The sequence below is a fragment of the Pseudomonas sp. DWP2-2 genome (assembly GCF_049897065.1).
In the GTDB taxonomy this organism is placed as follows: domain Bacteria; phylum Pseudomonadota; class Gammaproteobacteria; order Pseudomonadales; family Pseudomonadaceae; genus Aquipseudomonas; species Aquipseudomonas paracarnis.
Genome location: NZ_JAFCVN010000004.1, coordinates 178,228 through 196,782, shown reverse-complemented (window position 1 = coordinate 196,782; position 18,555 = coordinate 178,228). Strand labels below are relative to the sequence as shown.

The 18,555-nt window shown below is 58.6% G+C and carries 18 protein-coding genes, 1 tRNA gene and 1 pseudogene; 10 read left to right on the top strand and 10 right to left on the bottom strand.

The features are described from left to right. The first annotated feature begins 4 nt into the window (after positions 1-4). The 5 genes from tssM (at position 5) to ACP7CZ_RS11235 (ending at position 7,013) form a co-directional block, all read left to right on the top strand. The gene (tssM, locus tag ACP7CZ_RS11255) at positions 5-3,520 is read left to right on the top strand and encodes a type VI secretion system membrane subunit TssM (RefSeq protein WP_294204547.1); all 3,516 of its coding nucleotides are present in this window, start codon (positions 5-7) and stop codon (positions 3,518-3,520) included. Continuing rightward, on the top strand, positions 3,520-4,242 hold the full coding sequence (locus ACP7CZ_RS11250; RefSeq protein WP_236453228.1) for a PP2C family protein-serine/threonine phosphatase: 723 nt from the start codon (positions 3,520-3,522) through the stop codon (positions 4,240-4,242). The genes tssM and ACP7CZ_RS11250 overlap by 1 nt, the downstream gene beginning before the upstream one ends. Continuing rightward, positions 4,239-5,252, top strand: a complete 1,014-nt coding sequence (locus ACP7CZ_RS11245; RefSeq protein ID WP_294204548.1) for a serine/threonine-protein kinase — start codon at positions 4,239-4,241, stop codon at positions 5,250-5,252. The genes ACP7CZ_RS11250 and ACP7CZ_RS11245 overlap by 4 nt, the downstream gene beginning before the upstream one ends. Positions 5,253-5,346: 94 nt before the next feature. Next, positions 5,347-6,783: a hypothetical protein gene (locus ACP7CZ_RS11240; protein ID WP_294204549.1), complete on the top strand. Its 1,437-nt coding sequence runs from the start codon at positions 5,347-5,349 to the stop codon at positions 6,781-6,783. Beyond that, positions 6,783-7,013, top strand: coding sequence for a hypothetical protein (locus ACP7CZ_RS11235; RefSeq protein WP_236453209.1), 231 nt, complete (start codon positions 6,783-6,785; stop codon positions 7,011-7,013). The genes ACP7CZ_RS11240 and ACP7CZ_RS11235 overlap by 1 nt, the downstream gene beginning before the upstream one ends. 84 nt (positions 7,014-7,097) lie before the next feature. Here ACP7CZ_RS11235 and ACP7CZ_RS11230 read toward each other — a convergent pair whose 3' ends face one another. Next, positions 7,098-7,616: an Hcp family type VI secretion system effector gene (locus ACP7CZ_RS11230; RefSeq protein WP_236453205.1), complete on the bottom strand. Its 519-nt coding sequence runs from the start codon at positions 7,614-7,616 to the stop codon at positions 7,098-7,100. A 1,013-nt stretch (positions 7,617-8,629) separates the two neighbouring features. Between ACP7CZ_RS11230 and ACP7CZ_RS11225 the strand changes: the two genes are divergently transcribed. The 3 genes and pseudogenes from ACP7CZ_RS11225 to ACP7CZ_RS11215 all read left to right on the top strand — a co-directional run bounded on the left by ACP7CZ_RS11225 (position 8,630) and on the right by ACP7CZ_RS11215 (position 9,922). After that, positions 8,630-8,824 (top strand): hypothetical protein, encoded by a 195-nt coding sequence (locus ACP7CZ_RS11225; protein WP_236453202.1) that lies wholly within the window; start codon positions 8,630-8,632, stop codon positions 8,822-8,824. 217 nt (positions 8,825-9,041) lie between these two features. Further along, positions 9,042-9,335, top strand: a complete 294-nt coding sequence (locus tag ACP7CZ_RS11220) for a hypothetical protein (RefSeq protein WP_294204553.1) — start codon at positions 9,042-9,044, stop codon at positions 9,333-9,335. Positions 9,336-9,572: 237 nt separating this feature from the next. Further along, positions 9,573-9,922 (top strand): annotated as a pseudogene (locus ACP7CZ_RS11215) (DUF3085 domain-containing protein). A 71-nt stretch (positions 9,923-9,993) separates the two neighbouring features. Here ACP7CZ_RS11215 and ACP7CZ_RS11210 read toward each other — a convergent pair. The 6 genes from ACP7CZ_RS11210 to ACP7CZ_RS11185 form a co-directional block, all read right to left on the bottom strand. Continuing rightward, complete coding sequence (locus ACP7CZ_RS11210) at positions 9,994-10,281, bottom strand: hypothetical protein (RefSeq protein WP_294204555.1); 288 nt, start codon at positions 10,279-10,281, stop codon at positions 9,994-9,996. A gap of 498 nt (positions 10,282-10,779) precedes the next feature. Next, positions 10,780-10,855: transfer RNA gene (locus ACP7CZ_RS11205), tRNA-Gly, on the bottom strand. A gap of 60 nt (positions 10,856-10,915) precedes the next feature. Next, entirely contained in the window at positions 10,916-11,476 is a 561-nt protein-coding gene (gene pgsA, locus ACP7CZ_RS11200) for a CDP-diacylglycerol--glycerol-3-phosphate 3-phosphatidyltransferase (RefSeq protein WP_003190391.1), read from the bottom strand. A 32-nt stretch (positions 11,477-11,508) separates the two neighbouring features. Beyond that, positions 11,509-13,332: an excinuclease ABC subunit UvrC gene (gene uvrC / locus ACP7CZ_RS11195; RefSeq protein WP_019821446.1), complete on the bottom strand. Its 1,824-nt coding sequence runs from the start codon at positions 13,330-13,332 to the stop codon at positions 11,509-11,511. Position 13,333: 1 nt separating this feature from the next. Continuing rightward, positions 13,334-13,975: a response regulator transcription factor GacA gene (gene gacA / locus ACP7CZ_RS11190; RefSeq protein WP_003190387.1), complete on the bottom strand. Its 642-nt coding sequence runs from the start codon at positions 13,973-13,975 to the stop codon at positions 13,334-13,336. A gap of 151 nt (positions 13,976-14,126) precedes the next feature. Beyond that, positions 14,127-14,492, bottom strand: coding sequence for a helix-turn-helix domain-containing protein (locus ACP7CZ_RS11185; protein WP_089042763.1), 366 nt, complete (start codon positions 14,490-14,492; stop codon positions 14,127-14,129). An 82-nt stretch (positions 14,493-14,574) separates the two neighbouring features. Here ACP7CZ_RS11185 and ACP7CZ_RS11180 point away from each other — a divergent pair, with 82 nt between their 5' ends. Next, complete coding sequence (locus tag ACP7CZ_RS11180) at positions 14,575-14,814, top strand: DNA-binding protein (protein WP_089042764.1); 240 nt, start codon at positions 14,575-14,577, stop codon at positions 14,812-14,814. 35 nt (positions 14,815-14,849) lie between these two features. On the opposite strand, the gene ACP7CZ_RS11175 is transcribed toward ACP7CZ_RS11180, so the two are convergent. Next, the gene (locus ACP7CZ_RS11175; protein ID WP_054922078.1) at positions 14,850-15,296 is read right to left on the bottom strand and encodes a GNAT family N-acetyltransferase; all 447 of its coding nucleotides are present in this window, start codon (positions 15,294-15,296) and stop codon (positions 14,850-14,852) included. Beyond that, positions 15,297-16,046: a carbon-nitrogen hydrolase family protein gene (locus tag ACP7CZ_RS11170; RefSeq protein ID WP_294204582.1), complete on the bottom strand. Its 750-nt coding sequence runs from the start codon at positions 16,044-16,046 to the stop codon at positions 15,297-15,299. A gap of 828 nt (positions 16,047-16,874) precedes the next feature. Here ACP7CZ_RS11170 and ACP7CZ_RS11165 point away from each other — a divergent pair. Beyond that, positions 16,875-17,954 (top strand): 3-deoxy-7-phosphoheptulonate synthase, encoded by a 1,080-nt coding sequence (locus tag ACP7CZ_RS11165; protein WP_089042765.1) that lies wholly within the window; start codon positions 16,875-16,877, stop codon positions 17,952-17,954. Between the two features lie 124 nt (positions 17,955-18,078). Here the strand turns inward: ACP7CZ_RS11165 and ACP7CZ_RS11160 are convergent, their stop codons facing one another. Then, on the bottom strand, positions 18,079-18,501 hold the full coding sequence (locus ACP7CZ_RS11160) for a hypothetical protein (protein WP_057978362.1): 423 nt from the start codon (positions 18,499-18,501) through the stop codon (positions 18,079-18,081). Positions 18,502-18,555 lie beyond the last annotated feature (54 nt).

Genomic DNA, 18,555 nt, shown 5'->3' with positions numbered 1-18,555 from the left:
TTCGATGAAAAAGCTATTCACCTCACTGACCCGCCTCTTAGCCCAGACGTGGCTATGGAGCCTGCTCGTGGTTATCGCGCTGGCCTTGCTGATCTGGTTCGCTGGCCCCTTGTTGGCGGTGGCTGATCACCGCTTCTGGGAAAGCGCCACGTCCCGGTTGCTGACCATCTGCGGGCTGTTGCTCGCCTGGGGCCTGTTTCTTGTCGCCAGTGATCGGCGCAAAGCCTCCGGTTCGGTAAACAACGACAAGGATCCCCTGCCGCCCTCACGGCGTGCTGTCGACATGGAACAGGCCACGCTGCGTCGCCTGTTCAAAAGCGCCGTGCAGACGCTGCAACGATCCGGGTTGTACAGCGGCCATAGTGCACGGTGGCGCAAAGAGTTGCCCTGGTACCTGATGATAGGCCCCGAAGGCGCAGGCAAGACCAGCCTGCTCGACCACTCCGGCGTCAAGTTTCCGCTCAACCAACTGGACGGCCAGCAGAACAGTCCGCCGCCAGCGACCCAACAGTGTGACTGGTACTTCGCCGAACAAGGCGTGCTGCTTGATAGCAGTGGCCGTTACCTGGCCGCACAGGAACCTGCGGACACCGAGGGATGGCGCACCTTGCTGAAATTGTTGCGCCGGCGTCGGCGCAGCCGGCCTATCAATGGGGTGCTGGTCAATATTCCGACCACCCTGTTGCTGGACAGCAATCCCGAGCCGCTGAGGCACTTGGCCGGACAGGTCCGAAGCCGGCTGCTGGACATCCATCAGCGCCTGCATAGCCGGCTGCCGGTGTACCTGGTACTCACCAAGGCCGATAGCGTTCAAGGTTTCGATGCTTTTTTCAGCCAGCTCTCCCGAGAAGAAAGCCAACAGGTGTTGGGGATCAGCTTCAAGGAGCACCAGCAAGGCACCGACCCAACGGTGCTGCATGAAACCTTCGAAGACCTGCTCCGGCGCTTGAACAGCCAGGTTGTGATGCGCCTGCAGCAGGAACGCAGCATCGAATCCAGGGGCCGCATTCTGGACTTCCCACACCGGCTGGGCCTGATCGGCACCCACCTGGCGCTGCTGGTTGAAACCGCCTTTGCCGGCAACCGCTATGAGCCTGCCAGCCAGTTACGCGGCGTCTACCTGGCCAGCGTTCCGCACTGGGACAGTGCCACCCCCAGCAGTACCGCTGACCCGGACGAGGTGGAAGCGCCGGTAGTAGCGCCACGTACGCTGCGCACAATGCGTGGCGCCCCGCGCTTTGTGCATCATCTGCTTACCCGCGTGGTATTTCCTGAAGCCGGATTGGCGGGGTTGGACGCACGGGAATCACGCCGCCTGCACTGGGGGCAACGGGCGTTGTACGCCGGCGCACTGGGTTGCCTGGCGTTGTTCGGGCTGCTGTGGATTGGTGGTTTCACGCAGAATCACCAACGCTTCGAACAGTTGCGCACCCTGGGCCAACAGTTCGGGCAGCAACTGGCGGCAATCACCCCCCAGGATGATGCACTGGGGGTCTTGCCCGAGCTGGAAACCAGTTACCGCGCCACACAAGTATTCCCGCCTCAGTCGGCACTGGCACTGCACGAACGTACTGGCCTGTACCAAGGTGAGCCTGCCACCGCCGTTCTGCAGCAACGCTACCAGCATGAGCTGGACAGGCAATTGCTGCCGCGCGTTGCACGTCAGTTGGAAGGGCAAATCCGCGCCAACCTGAGCAACCGGCAAGCACTGCTCGACAACCTGCGTACCTACCTGATGCTGGGCCGCCCGGAACACCGTGACAACGACACCCTCAAAGACTGGGTAGCCACGGACTGGGATCGACGCTACGCGGGCAATGTGGCCGCGCAGGCAAGTTTGAACGAACACTTCTCCCGCCTGCTGCAACAGCCCTTCGAGTATCCACTCAACGACAGCCTGGTCACCCAGGCCCGCCAGGCGCTGCGCAAGGAGCCGCTGGCCCAGTTGGTCTACCGCAGCCTGCGCGAGCAGTCGCGCAACCTGCCGCCGTATCGTCTGGACGAGCATCTGGGGCCGCAGGGGCTGGCGTTGACCGGAACCCATACGGTAATCCCAGGCCTGTACACACAGCAGGGCTATCAGCAGTACTTCCTGGTGCGCGGTGCAACGCTTGTTCACGAGTTCCTGCGCGACAACTGGGTGATGGGCGAAAGCAGCAGCCTCAACCCCATCCAGCTGCGCGACCTGCTGGCCGAACTGGAGCAACTGTACTTTCGCGACTACGGCGAGCACTGGGATCAGGCCTTGGCCAAAGTTGCATTGCAACCGCTCAACAGCCTCGCCCAGGGGGCCGACCAGGCCGCCGCACTGATTGCCTCCAATTCGCCCCTGGTGCAGTTGTTGACGCAACTACGCGACAACACACGCTTCCCGACCGTCGGCGAAGCCGTAGCAGACGTAGCCGACGCCGCGGGCCAGATCGCGGATGTGGCTGGCCCTGTAGGCGGCCTCACGAAAGCGGTCGCCCAGAAAGCCACCACCACCCTGGCGGATAAACGTCCAGTAACGGCCAAGGCCGCCCTGCAGCGGCGCTTCGAACCGCTCCATCGGCTGTTGGACGACAATGGCGGTACTGGCCCAGAGTTGGCTCCAGCCATGGCCGCCCTCACCGACCTGCATCAACAATTGCTGGCGGTCAGCCAAGGCAACCAGCCCGATTACGCGGCCTTCGAACTGGCTAAATCCCGCCTGAGCGGCCAGCGCAGTGCCTTGGATAGCGTACGCGCATCGGCGGCCCGCTTACCCGCACCGATCACCCATTGGCTGCGCGGGATGAGCGACGACAACTGGCAACTGGTGTTGGGCGATGCCTACCACTACCTCAACAAGCGTTATCAAGGCGAGCTCTACAGCGTCTATACAACCGCCTTGCATGAGCGATATCCGTTCCATGCCCATAGCGCCAGCGATGTTGCGATCGCCGACTTCCGGGAGTTCTTCAAAGCCCAAGGCACCGTCGACAGTTTCTTCGATACCTACCTGAAACCCTTCGTCACCTTTGACGGTAACCAGTACCGCCTGCGCAGTGTCGAGGGCCGGAGCCTGCCAGTGTCCCGCGGCATCCTGCAGCAGATGAGCAACGTGCAACAGATCCGTCGTGGTTTCTTTGCCGAAAATGCCTCGGAACCCTTGATCAAATTCAGCCTGGAACCCTACTCGCTCGACGCCAACCTGAGTCGCGCCGACTTCCGCTTTGGTGACAAGCAGCTGGAATATCGGCATGGCCCCATCACGTCAGCCAACTTTCAGTGGCCCAACGAAGCGAGCGATGGCCTCACCAGCCTGCTGGTTGAAGATCTCAGCGGGCACCGCACGGGTATTCAGAAGAACACCGGGCAATGGTCACTGTTTCGGCTGTTCGACCTGATGGAAACCGAGGCGCATCGCGGACGTGATGTGCTGATGCTGAAAGCCGATGTCGGCGGGTTGCGTGCCAACTACCTGCTGCTGAGCCAGCGTTCGCCCAACCCTTTCGACCTGACGGCAGTGCGCAACTTCCGTCTGCCGGCGGCGTTGTAATGATCGGGTCCTGGAGCAGTGCCGCCCACACTGACCCGGGCAAGGTGCGGGCGCGCAATGAGGACGCCTTTCTCAACTGCCCCGAGCGCGGGCTCTGGGCCGTTGCCGATGGCATGGGCGGCCACCAAGCCGGCGACCTTGCCAGCCGCCTGGTAGTCGACAGCCTGCTCGCCCTACCGGCAGCGGGTGATTACGCGGAGCGCCTGGCGCAGTTGCGCCAATGCCTGCACTGGCTCAACCGTCGGCTCAATCAGGAGCTGACGGTGACGCCACAACGGCGGGACACCACCATGGGCAGCACGGTAGTGGCCCTGCTGATGCATGACAACCGGCTGGCCTGTGTGTGGGCCGGTGACAGCCGCTGCTACCTCTGGCGCGACAATCGCCTCTACCAGCTTTCACGCGATCACTCCTTGCTCGAACACCTGGTGGCGCAGCAGCACATGAGCCTCGAACAGGCCTGCCTGCACCCCTCTGCCCAGGCGTTGACCCAGGCCATCGGCGCCAAAGCGCAGCTGGAACTGGACGTGCTGGAGCTCTCCCCCCGGCCGGGCGATGTCTTCCTGTTGTGCAGCGATGGGTTGTATCAGGAACTCAGCAGCGAGGCGGTTGGCCAGGCACTCAGCCTTGCCACGCCGCAGGCCGCCGTGAAGCAACTGGTCGAATCGGCGCTGCGCGGCCCGGCGCACGACAACCTGACGGCCGTGGTGGTGCGGCTATGACCGACCTGCACAGCGACATCATCACCGGCCTGCCGCCAGGGAAAAACGCCTCGCAGCCAACCTACTTCGCCTTCGCCGCACAACCTGATGTGGCAACTACGGCAACACCGCTTGCCCCCCTGCCGGAGCGGTTGAACGATCGCTATCGCCTGGAACGCCTGCTCGGCGTGGGGGGCATGAGCGCCGTCTACTGCGCCCACGATGCACTACGTGCCCAGTTTGGCGACCCTCAGCCCTATGTGGCGATCAAGGTCATGAACGACAGCCATGCGGCGTGCCCGGATGCCAATGCGTTGTTGTTCAGTGAATTTGCGCTGACCCAGCACCTGCACCATCCCCATGTGATCCGGCTTTACGACTACGCCGTCGATGGGCCATCGCAACGGGGTTTCATCAGCATGGAATGGCTGCAGGGTGCGCCCCTCGACCGGGTGATCGCCGAGTGCCCGCAGGGAGTGTGCTGGGACCTGCTGCAGCCACTGGCGCTGGCCATGCTCGATGCGGTGGTGCATGCCCATCTCCACGGTGTGGTGCATGGCGATTTGAAGCCCAGCAACCTGATGCTGGGGGACAACGGGTTACGCCTGTTCGACTTCGGTTTGGCCGCCTCGAATGACGCCCGCTTGCTCGGCCTGCCACGATTGCAACGTGAGCGCATTGCCGCCTGGACACCCGGATACGCCGCACTGGAACTGCTGGAGGGTGGCGAGATCAGCCAGGCCTCCGACCTCTTCGCCCTCGCCTGTGTGTTGTACGAACTGGCGGGCGGCCAACATCCCTATCACCACTGCAGCGCCAAGCAGGCCAAGACGCAGCGGCTGGACCGTACGTTGGTGTGCCCGCCACATCTGCCCCGTGCCTGCTGGCCGGCGCTGCAGCTTGCGTTGAAGATCAACTCGGTCGCCCGGCGCATTTCAGCGCAGGAGTTACGCGCCGCCTTCAGTGAAGCGAATCGCCCACGCTGGTCAAGGTGGTTGCGCCCTTGGCATGCGCCGCCGAACCCGATCTAACCGAGGAGGTACACCCGAAGCTTGCCACTGCCGATAGTTGATACGGCAGTGGCGATTCAAGGACAGAACAACCATTTGAAGGAGCTCATTGCCGATGAGCAGCGACAACTCAAGGAAATTGACGCCATCAGGGGTCTGCAGCCCGACACAGCCGAATAGCTTCCCCCCACACGTGCCGCTTGTGCAAAGGCAGTTTGATTGCGAGGATCAAGCGCCTCGAAAACCTGACAAAAACAAGCACATTGGCCACATCTACGAGTGGAGTAACGGGGAACGATTGGACCCGAACATAGATTGTCATCTCACGATCGGGGGCGAGACGACAATCCACAAACTTGCGAATGGTAAAGATCTGTTTTGCGAAGCTCCACCCGGCGAATATAAAGCTGAGTTGCTTCAGAATTTTGATGAGCAAAAGCTCACCACAGCCCGACAGGAACTCAAAGACGCGCTTGACGCAATTATTAAACACGAGGAAGCCGAGGCTGCTGCGCTACAGAAAATTCAAGACCAGCAGAGTGCGTTCAGCAATGCTCTTGATCTAACCGGCAGCGCCGTGAGTGGATTCTTTTTAAGTGGCGTTGGACTGATCAAAGACACCAAAGCGTGGTCAGACCTTATCAACCCATTCAATCATTTTGCAAACGCTGCAATTTCTGCTTGGAATGCAAAAAGTAGCAATGGAAAATCTTGGGTCGAATCGTTCGCCAATAATTACTCAGAGGCACAGAAAAACGATCTCGTGAAGGCCCTCGGCTTTGATCCTTCAAAAATAAAACCTGAAGATCTTGCGCAAGCCTTTGAGATCGCTTGCTTCGTTTATGAAGACGCACCAAGCCAAGAGCTACTTAAAAATTTTTCGATTACCTACGTAAAAGCTCAGCACCGAAGGGAATGGGCGAAGGTTGCCGGAGCTGCAGTATTCGAGATCGTATTGGCTGCATTGCTGATTGTATTCACCGCCGGTGTTGGTCTTGCCGCTAGAGCGGCGGGATCTATTTCTACCAAGCTCCTGGGGCTTCTGAAAAAGCTTGGTGAAGTACTGAAAAAGCTGGGCGCTTGGCTAAGGTCCTACAGGATCAAATCAAATGGTACTGTGCGAGGCATATCGGGCAACGAGGCGGCTCCGGTTATCATTCCGCGACCTGCCCCATTGGTTATGGATGACATCACCCCGTCCAAGCCTGCACTACGCTCGAGTGATGCCACAAGTGTTAATGCCGCAGCTGCTTTAAAAGCTAAAACTTCAGGATTACAAAGCGCACAGCAAACGGCAGCTACCACGAAGACGTTGCCTGATGGCAGAATTCGTTACTACGATGAGGAAACGCTAGCTCGAAAAGAAGGACCTACACGTGGTGCCTCTTTTGTCACAGAGTACAACCCTAAGACAGGCTTCACGAGGCAATGGATGGAAAGCTATGATCATTCAGGCAACGTTAATCGAGTTCACCCCAAAAGCATCAATGGGCAAACATTGAAGGCGCAGCACTACCCACCAACAGGTGCAGAACTGGAGAGTTGGAAATAATGTACTCAAATAATGAACTTGCCATCGATCTTGAAAAAACACTTGCGAGAGGTTTTGATATAACCAAAATAGCTGAAGCAGCATTCAAAATACATCAAGACCATTGCTTAGAGCTCACTACCCCTATGCGTCGCGCGCTGCTTGTGTTGATGGCAATGGAAGAAGGGCCCGAGTTCGAGTTAACAGAAGCTGAATTCACGGATCTGATCACTGAAATCAAAGCAATGTAAAATGAAGAATATATACTGCTCATGACCTCACCAGCAGGGCAGTGGCCGAGTAAAGCCACTCCCCTTTACTTACAAGAACGAGCGTTATGCAGTGACCGGATTCCGCCAGTCATCAGACCCCGTCGTCCCACTGATTTCATGGGTCCAAATGATTTTCCGATAGGTGAAATACACATCTTCAAGATGGGTAAAATGCGCCATCGCCGGGTCCTGGCAGTTGGGCATGCGCGACTTCACATCTACAATAATCGCGTCTTCTAGTTCGATTGAGTAATAGTGCTCTTGCTGCCCTTTTGCAGACGTTCGATACCAAGCAAGGTGACATTTTTCAAGACGCTCGCCCGAGGTCAAGGCGTTGAAAATCAGCGGTGAAGACTTGTCGAAGACCTTGGTGATCATCAACGGCTTGTGTACCCGCTGCCCGGTTGGTTGTCCCGACTGGGGGTCACGCGGAATGATCACCTGGTGATCAAACGCCTGAACCAGAATCTTATCTTCATGGCCTTGCTGGTAGATGTTGCCGACCGAATCCGCAGTGAAGGTACCGGATGTAATCGCTCCTTGCTTGCTACCCTCGATAATCATATAGGCAGGTGTTGGCATTGCGCTTCTCCTTATTGGGTTGAAAGCACCGGGAGATGAACCAGTGCCCAATCTGAAGTGCAAAACCAATGCCAATTATAAATATCGTTTTAATTCAATAAGTTGAAATAACACCCATCTTTTCATCTATCACCACATAGCTCTGGCCACTCAAAATTGTGCAGAGTTTTTCTCAACTTTCCAAGCCCACCTGTGTAACGTCCTGCATGCCTGACTCCCCTGATGAATCCGGGCGGGCCCTCGGCCAGAGGTGAGGCAAGAGTGCTAATGCTCAAAGCGAGCGCAATACGACAATTCCCTCGAGCAGCTGCACGATCATCATCCATTCAAGGTGCTGGCCAGCGTCTATACCCCTACAAAGACGGGCGAATCAACTTGAGTTGCAGCGATGGTTGAACATGGTCAATCGCATGCGTATGCACCAACACCGAGCGCGTTTTTTGACAGCAAATCCCGCCTGTAAAAAATATTTAACACGGCCGAGAACAGCTTTCTACACTTACCATAAATACCCTTGATTGCTTGCCCAGACGGGCCTCAACACACCACACGATCAGTTGTTTTCCCCGCAAGTAAGGACGAGGCTCATGCCAGCTACCAAAAGTGTTTCACAACTGATTTTTGTGTTCTGGCCGAGGCGCCGACTGTGCGTTCACGAGTGAAGAAGCACGCTTGATTGAACATTTCCGTACGCTGTCGGAAACCGACCGGGTGGCGACGCGCTATTTGACCAGCGCCTTCAAGGAGGTGTCCCGTTTTTGACAGACTCGTACCTCCCCACCGCCAATCTGATGATGGGTGCCAGATTGGTGGGCTTTCCGCTCAATCGCACCTCTATTCAATAGGGCTTGAAAGATCGCTCCTACACCTTCGCCAAACACTTCCGACGGCCCCATCTGAAATACCCAACAGTCACGAAAAATGACGAGCCCTTTTCTACAATAAACGTTATGTATTCAGTTGTTCTGGGCAAGAAGCCCACATCTCCTTTTATCTCATGAAGAACTTCGATCATGCTAAATACTTCGCTTTTCCCCTCATTACGTACCGCCATCGGTACAGCCCTGCGGCCCCGACAGCTCAATCGAGAGGAAGAGCGCCTGGTCCATTACTACCGTTGCTTGTCGGAACAGGATCGTGAAGCGGTGCGCTGCCTGATGTTTGCGGTCAAGGAAACCAGCGAGGCGAACACCTTCACCCATAAATAGTGACACCGTCATGGGTCAGCGAACGATGAAGTACCTGCGGGGTTGGACACGTTGCCAAGAGCCTGTCTCATGGAATTTTCCTACCCAGCCGAAGCATACCTGCCGCCCCCACAAGCCATGCCATTACGCACGTGTTTGTGACCGCGACCTCGCCGCCGAAACGTTCTACCTTGCTAGAGTACGAAGCCCCATCCCCGTGGAGGATTTGCATCTCCCCATGCCCGCCTTCGTCACCCTCCAGCCCCGGTTCCCCTTCGGTGGCCTGACCTTCTCCCGCTGCGTGGACGCCCTGATCCGACAGGATCTACTCGACCCGCTGCCCTATGTGCGCCGGCACATCTGCGGCGATTGGGGCGATGTGCGCGCAGAGCATCGACGCTACAACGACGCGACTCTGGAACTCGGCGGTTACCTACTGTCGTCCTACGCCATCAGTGACGGGTTGGACCTGTGTATCTTCACCGAAGCTGACCGGAACCTTACGGCAGTGTTCCTGCTGGATGAGTACTGACCACCGGCCATAAACCGGCATGTGCCTGATTCGGTTTGACAGACACCCGCCGCCAAGCATTCGATCACACTGCCCCCATGTTCGCTGGCGTCGCCGGCAACGTCCCAGGCGGTCAACGCCTTCAAGACCGCGGTGCGTCAATGGCACATTGGCCGCGTTATCCCTTCATCACTTCCGTCATCCCAAGGGACGCCCACGCTTGCGGTTGGGGAGTCCCGCTGTAGCAAGGAGGCCACCCTGTCATTGCTCTTCAAAGGCAGCGATCTGAAGCCGGTGCTGGCAGAGGCTATCGCCAATCAATGTTCCATCATTCTGGTCAAGGACCAGGGCGTCTACTGGCTCGCCGAGCGCGGTGAACGCCAAGCCAATGGCCGCCAGAGGTTGCTTGCCTATGCGGTGGGCTGTAACCCCGATGTCGACGTATTCGACGACTGGTGGGCGTTGGCCCGCAAGGAGCTGGGCGGCGATGATTTCGCGGAACATTTCGACCCGCATTCGGAGGCGTTCACGCCCATCCTCAACGGTGAGGAGGATCTGGAACTGGCGCTACGGCGACCCACCTGATATTGCGGACCGTCACGCCGTAACCCAATCAACCATCAGACCTTGAGCCTCCGCCTGCCGGGGGCTCTCTGCTATGTGCTCGCGCAGGGCTTCGCTACTCGCTTTTCGACGGGAATTTCTCGCCATCCCCTGTTTCCAGCCACTGTGCATTAACGCTCAGCAGCCTGGCTATCTTATCGAGCTGCGAGTGTGGGATACCACGAGAAAACCAATTGGTCAGCCGCTGGGGGCTGATCTTCAGAAATAGCGCGAAATCCATTGGCGCGATCTTGCACTCCGACAGCACTACCCGCAGACGCACGCCGGAACATTCCGCGCTGGCAGCGCGAAGAGTCGTTGATCGTCGCCCCGTGTGCGTTTCTTTCCGTTGGCCGTAGACCATTCCTTGCTCCTTGTGTAGCTCCATGTGTTTTTTGCCCCTTTCACACTGCGGGTTCACTGAGTATAAACACCGCGTTCATGGGGTCCAATTCTCATGTCTCATAGCTTCTTCGGGTGAGCATTGGGGGGCGCATCACGCAGCGAGGCCTTTTCAAGCAGTTGCCAGGATAGGAAGGTTGTCGGGGTTGAGCTGATGAAGGCGAGCTGCTGCTGTCGCATGATGGGGCAAGTCCACCGCCTGGAAACCACCGTGACTCAGGATTATCGGTACCAGAAGTGACGCGTGACCAAAGGTCGATGCGCGCCGGGAAGATGAATAAACAGTAGCAGACTTGGTGACAGGTGAACTGAGCGAATCCAGGAGCAATACGAATTTGAGTCTTACCGGATCACACTGAGCACCCACGGTTTTGCACTCAAAAAAAGACGCCTTAGCGTCTATTCCGTAAATCACAGGCAAAAAAAAGCCACTCGTTAGAGTGGCTTTTTCTTTTATGCTTGGAGCGGGAAACGAGACTCGAACTCGCGACCCCGACCTTGGCAAGGTCGTGCTCTACCAACTGAGCTATTCCCGCTTGGTGATGCGCATTCTATAGAATCCTCAGCACTCGTCAACCCCTTGATTCAAAAAAGTTTTATTTCTTTTCAACGGTGGTTCGCAGATGGGGCCAGGCCGCGCGCAGATATTGCAGCATGGACCACAGGGTCAGGCCTGCGGCGACCAGCAGCAAGGCGTAGCCTGTGAGGACCCAGAACGAGAAGTCCGACGGGTTGGCCAGCAGGATCACCAGCGCGAGCATCTGCGCGGCGGTTTTCCATTTACCCATGTTGGAGACGGCCACGTGGGCGCGGGCGCCGATTTCGGCCATCCATTCGCGCAGGGCCGAGACGACGATCTCGCGGCCGATGATGACGGCGGCCGGCAGGGTCAGCCACAGGTTGCCGTGTTCCTGCACCAGCAGGACCAGGGCGACGGCCACCATGAGTTTGTCGGCCACGGGGTCGAGGAACGCGCCGAAGGGCGTGCTCTGTTCCAGGCGACGCGCCAGGTAGCCGTCGAGCCAGTCGGTGGCGGCTGCGAAGGCGAATACCGAACTGGAGGCGACGTAGCTCCATTCATACGGCAAATAGAACAACAATATGAAAATCGGGATAAGCAGGACGCGTAGAACGGTGATCAGATTAGGGATATTCATCGGCACAACTGGCTACGAGGTGAGAAGGCATTCTATTCGCTGTGCAGGTTTGCATAAATCAATTCAGCGAGCTTTTTACTGATACCGGGTGCTTTGGCTATCTCGTCAATGCTGGCACGGGACAGCTCCTGCAAGCCACCAAAATGTTTAAGCAAGTCGCGACGCCGCGTCGGGCCTACCCCCGCAACCCCTTCCAGGGTTGAGGTTCGCCGGGTTTTGCCACGGCGGGCGCGGTGGCCGGTAATGGCGAAACGGTGCGCTTCGTCGCGGATTTGTTGAATCAGGTGCAGTGCGGGTGAGTCGCCCTTCAACGTGAACTCATGGGCGGCATCATTCAAGTACAACGTCTCGAAGCCGGCCTTGCGCGTGGTGCCCTTGGCCACACCGAGCAGGATCAGGTCGGGCACCGCCAGTTCGTTGAGCACGTCACGGGCCATGGATAACTGGCCCTTGCCGCCGTCTACCAGCAGGATATCGGGCAACTTGCCCTCCCCGTCCTTCAATTTGCTGAAACGCCGCGTGAGCGCCTGGTGCATGGCGGCGTAGTCATCGCCGGCGGTAACGCCTTCGATGTTGTAGCGCCGGTAGTCGGCCTTGATCGGCCCTTCCGGCCCGAATACCACGCAGGAGGCCACCGTGGCCTCACCGCTGGAGTGGCTGATGTCGTAGCACTCCAGACGCTGGGGCGGCTCGTCCAGGTTGAGGACTTCGGCCAGGGCGTCGAAGCGTGCGGCAACGTGCTGTCGATTGGCCAGGCGTGCACCCAGGGCCTGTTCAGCGTTGGTGACGGCCAGTTGCTGCCAGCGAGCACGGGTGCCGCGTACGCGGTGGCTGATGTCCAGCTCGCGGCCGCGCAGCTCGTGGATGGCCTCGATCAAGGTGGGGAAGTCTTCGTGCACCACGTTGACGATCAGTTCAGACGGCAGGTCGCGCTCAGGGCTGCTGACGTAGTACTGGCCAAGGAACGCGGCCATGACCTCTGCCACGTCTTCGTCGATACCGGTCTGCGGGAAGAAGTTCTTGCTGCCTAATACCCGCCCGCCTCGTACGCTGATCAGGTGCACACAGGCGCCGCCCGGGTTGACGAACGCGGCGATCACGTCGACGTCACCGGTGCCGCCTTCCATGCTTTGCTGGTCCTGGACACGGCGCAGCAGGGAGATCTGGTCGCGCAGTTCGGCAGCCTTTTCGAAATCGAGGGTGCTGGCGGCCTGCTCCATGGCCCCGGACAGCTCATCGGTGAGTGCGTTGCTGCGCCCTTCGAGGAACATCACCGAATGGCGCACATCCTCGGCGTACTCCGAAGGTTCCACCAAGCCCACGCAGGGCGCCTTGCAGCGCTTGATCTGGTATTGCAGGCACGGCCGGGTGCGGTTCTTGTAGAAGCTGTCTTCGCATTGACGCACAAAAAAGGTTTTTTGCAGCAGGCTCAGGCTTTCACGAATCGCCCCGGCGCTGGGATAAGGCCCGAAGTACTTGCCCTTCTGCTTTTTTGCCCCGCGGTGAATGCTCAGGCGCGGAAAGTTGCCATCCGATAAAAACACGTAAGGGTAGGATTTATCATCACGCAGCAGGATGTTGTAAGGCGGCCGCCATTCCTTGATCAGCGTCTGCTCAAGCAGCAGCGCCTCGGTTTCATTGGCGGTGATGGTGGTTTCGACCTGGGCGATACGCGCCACCAGGGCGGCGGTTTTCGGCGCAAGGCCGGTCTTGCGAAAGTAGCTCGCCAGACGGTTCTTCAGGTTCTTGGCTTTGCCCACGTAAAGTAGACGCGCCTCGCTGTCGAACATGCGGTACACGCCGGGGCGGCCACTGCAGGTGGAGAGAAAGGCACTCGGATCAAACGGTGTGGTCATGTCAGGCGCTGGCGTCCACCATGCCGTGGCGCACTGCGAGCAGGGTCAATTCAACATCACTGCTGATGGCAAGCTTCTCGAAGATACGATAACGGTAGGTATTGACGGTCTTGGGCGACAGGCACAGCTTGTCAGAGATGGTCTGCACCTTCTGGCAACCGACGATCATCAGGGCGATCTGGATTTCCCGCTCCGACAGCGCATCAAATGGCGAATCGCTGGTGGGCTGGAACGACTTGATCGCCAATTGCTGGGCAATCTGCGGGCTGATGTAACGCTGGCCGGCAAATACCAGGCGAATGGCTTGCACCATCTCGGCCAGGCCTGCGCCCTTGGTGAGGTAGCCGGCGGCACCGGCTTGCAGTAAACGGGTGGGAAACGGGTCTTCCTCGCACACCGTGACCACCACGACCTTGATGTCCGGATGGCTGCGCAATAACTTGGTCGTGGCACCAAGACCGCCAATCCCAGGCATCTTGACGTCCATCAGTACCACATCGGGCTTCAACTCCCGGGCCTTGATCAGGGATTCCTCCCCCGACTCCGCCTGGCCGACTACTTGCAGGCCGTCGATGTCAGCCAGCATTCGTGTAATGCCTGTACGAACGAGATCATGGTCATCGACTACTAGCACCCTAATCAAGCAGACACCTCGCGATATGGTCTTATAGGTTGCTGAACACCTTAGCAAAAAACCAAGGCGCAGACCTAGTTGCAAGTGTCATATATATAGAGATTAAACGTGCTGCGGCTGTTCGCCGGCTGGCAAACAGCCCTGTTTCCTGGGCTAAAGGTCAGGATTCCGGGGGGGGCGACTTGGCTTTTCCGTTCACCACAGATGAATGCTCAGCCAAGGTACTGGTCAAGCGACGGATTGCGTCCTGGTCTTCCTTGAACATCGCTCGGTAATTGCCCAACACTTTTTCTTCGATCTTGCTCAGGTTATCCAGCTGGATCGGCGTTGGGCTGCCGGTCAATACGTACAGGATATCCACTCCTTTTTCGGCGACGCGAGACAAATAGTCGGCCTTGGGTGCACGACCACCGCTTTCATATTTGCCTTGGGCGTTCGCTTCAACGCCTCCAATTTCTCCAAAAACTTTCTGCGACAGGCCAAGTCGCTCTCTTTCTTGCCTTAAGCGCGAACCGATTCCACTCATTTGGATGTATGATCCTAAATTGGCACACCCCAAGAGGTGTCACACCATCACTTCGTTAAACAAACTTGAACGGTTTTGAACTATGCCCGGAATCCGTACTGCTGCACAAGCCAAGGCCTGGCTGGAACATCAAGGAAAGTCAGTTCAAGCGTTCGCCCGGGAGCATGGCGTAGACCCGGCAACCACGTATCAAGTGCTCTCCGGGCGCAAAAAGGGACGGCGTGGAGAAGCCCATAAAGTGGCGGTACTTCTGGGCATGAAAGAGGGCGTTATCGTGGATGAGCCGGGAGCTCAATCCCACAACGAACAAAGCACTAGCTGACAGCAGTATGCGCTTATTTGTAGGACGTGCCTGTTTTAGTCCGATGTGAGTGCGCGACACTCACGCTCCATCCGCCAGAAGCCATCCTCTTCACCGACAATGCTCAACCCCAGGCGCTGATACAGCCTTCTTGCCGGGTTGGTCTTGAACACCGTCAAACGTAGAAAGCCCAGGCCCTCGACGCGTGCCTTGAGCGCCATTTGCTCCAGCACCCATGTGCCCGCGCCCTGCTTGCGGCAGCATTCCAGCAGGTGCAGCTCGCGGATATACAGGGCCTTGCCATCGCGGCTCAGGCTGATAAAGCCCATGACGCCGTCATCGTTGCAGATCAGCCAGTTCTCGCGGCCCGCCCAGGCCACGTCGAAGCCGTCGTTGGACCACAACAAGCCGTTCTGACGGTAGTAATGGCTCATGGCCTGCTGGGTCAGGGTGCGGGCAAACGGCAGGTCCTGCTCGATGGCCCGGCGCAAATGAAACCTCATTCAGAGGGCTACCACTTGGCCGGTCCACTGCCCGCCATCGCGACGGGCGATCACCAGCGCGTCGCCGACACCGGGGGCGGCAACAAGCAAGTTGCCATCGGCGGTCCAAATTGCACTGCGGCCCGCACAAGCCCAGCCTCCGGACGGGCCACCATGGTTAGCCATCAGTACCAACAGGCCATGCTGGGACGCATAGCCTTCAAGCAAAACACTGTCCGCCGCGTAGCCTGCCTCGCTGATCAGTACGCTTGCGGCATACACCGTGGCGCCCGCTGCCGCCGCTTGGCGTGGATGGCTGGCCTGGGAAAAGTCCGCACACACCGCCAGCGCGATGCGCTCCTCTGCCAATTCCAGAGGCTCGCCGCCCTGCCCCGCAGCAAATGCCAGCTCTTCGCCGGGGTGCAGATGCTGCTTGGTGTAGACGCCTACTGAACCGTCCGCCTCAAGCACCAGCGCGCCGATCAGCACACCTGTTTTTGGCGCCAAGCGCACCGGCATGCCCACCACAGCCATCAACCGCAGCTCCCGCGCCAGCTCACGCAGGGGCGCCAACACGGCGTCTTGCGGGTCGATGGCCAAGTCGGCCGCCAGGAACGGCTCGTAGCCCGTCAGTGACAGTTCTGGAAACACCAGGCATTGCACGCCCTGTTCAGCCGCGGCCCGCATCAACGCCAGGTGCCGCTGGATATTGGCAGCGATATCGCCCGGGATGGAAACGGTTTGCGCCGCAGCAAGGGTCAAGGCAGTCATGGTCGCGTCCTGGCAATCATTGTTTGAGAGCCGTCAGCATATCCACACTTACCCCATAGCGGCATAGGTATCGCCGTTACCGCAGGAATGGATATGTACACGGTCCAACTGTGTTGACTGTCAGGCCGTCTTCGCAGGCAAGCCAGCTCCCACATTTGGATCGCGGTGCCTCAGCCAGGTCAGCGCCGGCTGTCAGGCCGTCACGGGAGCAAGCTCCCTCGCCACAGGTCCAGCGTCGCAGCAAAGTTGTGTAGATACCTATGCCCATAGCGGTAAGTACTACCACGCAATAGAAATTACTGATTGAATCCACCCGCACGCCTCTAGTAAGCTCCCCCCATCATTTGGAGAGCCCCATGTTGCCACTCACCCACACTCAGGTTTGCCCTGCTGCCAGCGCCTTGCGCTCGGTGTCGGCTATCCGTGTGAACGGTTCGAGCGCACTGGCCGGCTTTTATTTTGGGTATTGGTTTAGCCACTGGCGCGCCTGATACCTGAAATCGGCGCCCACTACTCAAGGGGTCGCCTACCAGAGAAATCTAAACCCCCGGTCGGCTCCCCGACCGGGGGTTTTGTTTTTTCAGCGCCTGATAACTTGTTTTTCACGCTCACTTAAAGGAATCACACCATGAACTACGCCACCTATTACCGCTACGACACTTGCACTACATGGCGATTTAGCCAGCTCCGTTCGGGACAGCCTGCCGCCTCCGACCGGTCACCCCGTGGTGGCAAGCCAACACACGTAGCCGATACGGCCAATTGTCGAACACCCCAGTAGGCCAAGCGTGCGGGAATCGCCCGCCGCTTGCCCAGGAAGCCTTGAATATGAACTCCTCCGTCGCCGCTTTGCCCGTCTCTGCCCTCAACAGCGCCAATGAAGCCCTGACCCAGCGTTTGCCCAGCGCTCTTGAACTCAAGCACCAACTCCCGCTCAGCCCGTTCCTCAATGAACAAGTCCACGCCCATCGCCAAGCCGTGCGCGCCATCCTCAATGGCGAAGACTCACGCTTGCTGGTGATTGTCGGCCCGTGCTCTATCCACGACCCGGAATCGGCCATGGAATACGCGCGCAATCTGAAGAAGCTCGCGCTTGAAGTCAGCGACCAGATGCTGCTGGTGATCCGTGCCTACGTCGAGAAACCGCGCACCACTGTGGGCTGGAAAGGCTTGGCCTACGATCCACACTTGGACGGCAGCGATGACATGGCCGCCGGCCTGACCCTGTCCCGCGAACTGATGCGTGAAATGCTGCGCCTGGGCCTGCCGGTGGCCACCGAGTTGCTGCAACCCATGGCCGCCGGCTACTTCGATGACCTGCTCACTTGGGTCGCCATTGGCGCACGCACTACCGAATCGCAGATTCACCGCGAAATGGCCAGCGGCCTGGGCATGCCCGTGGGCTTCAAGAACGGCACCGACGGTGGCGTCGCCATTGCTTGTGATGCGATGCGCTCAGCCTCTCACCCGCATCGCCATTTCGGCGTGGACAGCCAGGGCCACCCGGCGATCATCCAGACTCCCGGCAACCCCGACACCCACCTGGTGCTGCGCGGCGGCCACCGTGGGCCCAACTACGATGCGCAAAGCGTGGCCGGCGTAAAGCACGACCTGGCCAAGTCCAAGGTGGCGGCACGGATCATGGTCGATTGCAGCCATGCCAACAGCGGCAAGAACCCGCTGCGCCAACCGGCGGTATTCAATGACGTGCTGGAGCAGCGCCTGCAAGGTGATACCTCGCTGGTCGGCATGATGCTTGAAAGTCACCTGTTCGAAGGCTGCCAGCCGCTGAGCGCGTCGATGAAATACGGCGTTTCGGTGACCGATGGTTGCCTGGGTTGGAACGGGACCGAGCAGTTGTTACGCAGTGCCGCCGAGCGGTTGCGGGAACACCGCAAAGCCGACTGATCGGTGAAAATCAAAATCCGGGAGGGAGCTTGCTCTCGCTGGACGGGGTGCAGGCCCCGTCATTTTAGACAAAAAGCGGGTCCGCTTCGCGCCCCAGCGGGGGCAAGCTCCCTAAGGGACGCGGCTAGGCCCTGGCCACCGGCATGCGGGATAACTCCCGCAGCCACGGCAACACTCGCAGGCCGTGGAAGACCTCCGAGGGGTCGACGATGCCCATGAAATGTTCAAGATTGACGTTGTCCGGCACGCCCGGCAGGCGCACCCGTATTACCGGCGTTACACCGCAAGGCGCACCCAGATCCAGGTGATCGTAGACCAGCACATGACGCACCTGAGGCTGAGCTTCGTAAGCCTGGGCCATCAGCGCCGCATTGATAATCAGCACATCGAATGGGTCGGCAGGAATAGCGGTGAGAATCCGTAACTCCTCGAACGTTTGCACCGGCACGATCCGGTAATAGCCCAACTGGTTGAGCATTTTCTCGATGTACAGGCGTTGCAGATGCTGTTCATCGGCAATCAGGATGGTCAATGCTTTGTTCGGCATGGCAAACCCCTGGGCAGGCAGTGCTCGACAGTGAGCGTCGCCCATTTTCCAGAC

What these genes read in the sequence shown, in the direction of transcription:
- tssM (WP_294204547.1), top strand. Translation starts at nt 5, where the DNA reads ATGAAAAAGCTATTCACCTCACTGACCCGCCTCTTAGCCCAGACGTGG.
- ACP7CZ_RS11250 (WP_236453228.1), top strand. Translation starts at nt 3,520, where the DNA reads ATGATCGGGTCCTGGAGCAGTGCCGCCCACACTGACCCGGGCAAGGTG.
- ACP7CZ_RS11245 (WP_294204548.1), top strand. Translation starts at nt 4,239, where the DNA reads ATGACCGACCTGCACAGCGACATCATCACCGGCCTGCCGCCAGGGAAA.
- ACP7CZ_RS11240 (WP_294204549.1), top strand. Translation starts at nt 5,347, where the DNA reads ATGAGCAGCGACAACTCAAGGAAATTGACGCCATCAGGGGTCTGCAGC.
- ACP7CZ_RS11235 (WP_236453209.1), top strand. Translation starts at nt 6,783, where the DNA reads ATGTACTCAAATAATGAACTTGCCATCGATCTTGAAAAAACACTTGCG.
- ACP7CZ_RS11230 (WP_236453205.1), bottom strand. Translation starts at nt 7,616, where the DNA reads ATGCCAACACCTGCCTATATGATTATCGAGGGTAGCAAGCAAGGAGCG.
- ACP7CZ_RS11225 (WP_236453202.1), top strand. Translation starts at nt 8,630, where the DNA reads ATGCTAAATACTTCGCTTTTCCCCTCATTACGTACCGCCATCGGTACA.
- ACP7CZ_RS11220 (WP_294204553.1), top strand. Translation starts at nt 9,042, where the DNA reads ATGCCCGCCTTCGTCACCCTCCAGCCCCGGTTCCCCTTCGGTGGCCTG.
- ACP7CZ_RS11210 (WP_294204555.1), bottom strand. Translation starts at nt 10,281, where the DNA reads ATGGTCTACGGCCAACGGAAAGAAACGCACACGGGGCGACGATCAACG.
- pgsA (WP_003190391.1), bottom strand. Translation starts at nt 11,476, where the DNA reads ATGAATATCCCTAATCTGATCACCGTTCTACGCGTCCTGCTTATCCCG.
- uvrC (WP_019821446.1), bottom strand. Translation starts at nt 13,332, where the DNA reads ATGACCACACCGTTTGATCCGAGTGCCTTTCTCTCCACCTGCAGTGGC.
- ACP7CZ_RS11185 (WP_089042763.1), bottom strand. Translation starts at nt 14,492, where the DNA reads ATGAGTGGAATCGGTTCGCGCTTAAGGCAAGAAAGAGAGCGACTTGGC.
- ACP7CZ_RS11180 (WP_089042764.1), top strand. Translation starts at nt 14,575, where the DNA reads ATGCCCGGAATCCGTACTGCTGCACAAGCCAAGGCCTGGCTGGAACAT.
- ACP7CZ_RS11175 (WP_054922078.1), bottom strand. Translation starts at nt 15,296, where the DNA reads ATGAGGTTTCATTTGCGCCGGGCCATCGAGCAGGACCTGCCGTTTGCC.
- ACP7CZ_RS11170 (WP_294204582.1), bottom strand. Translation starts at nt 16,046, where the DNA reads ATGACTGCCTTGACCCTTGCTGCGGCGCAAACCGTTTCCATCCCGGGC.
- ACP7CZ_RS11165 (WP_089042765.1), top strand. Translation starts at nt 16,875, where the DNA reads ATGAACTCCTCCGTCGCCGCTTTGCCCGTCTCTGCCCTCAACAGCGCC.
- ACP7CZ_RS11160 (WP_057978362.1), bottom strand. Translation starts at nt 18,501, where the DNA reads ATGCCGAACAAAGCATTGACCATCCTGATTGCCGATGAACAGCATCTG.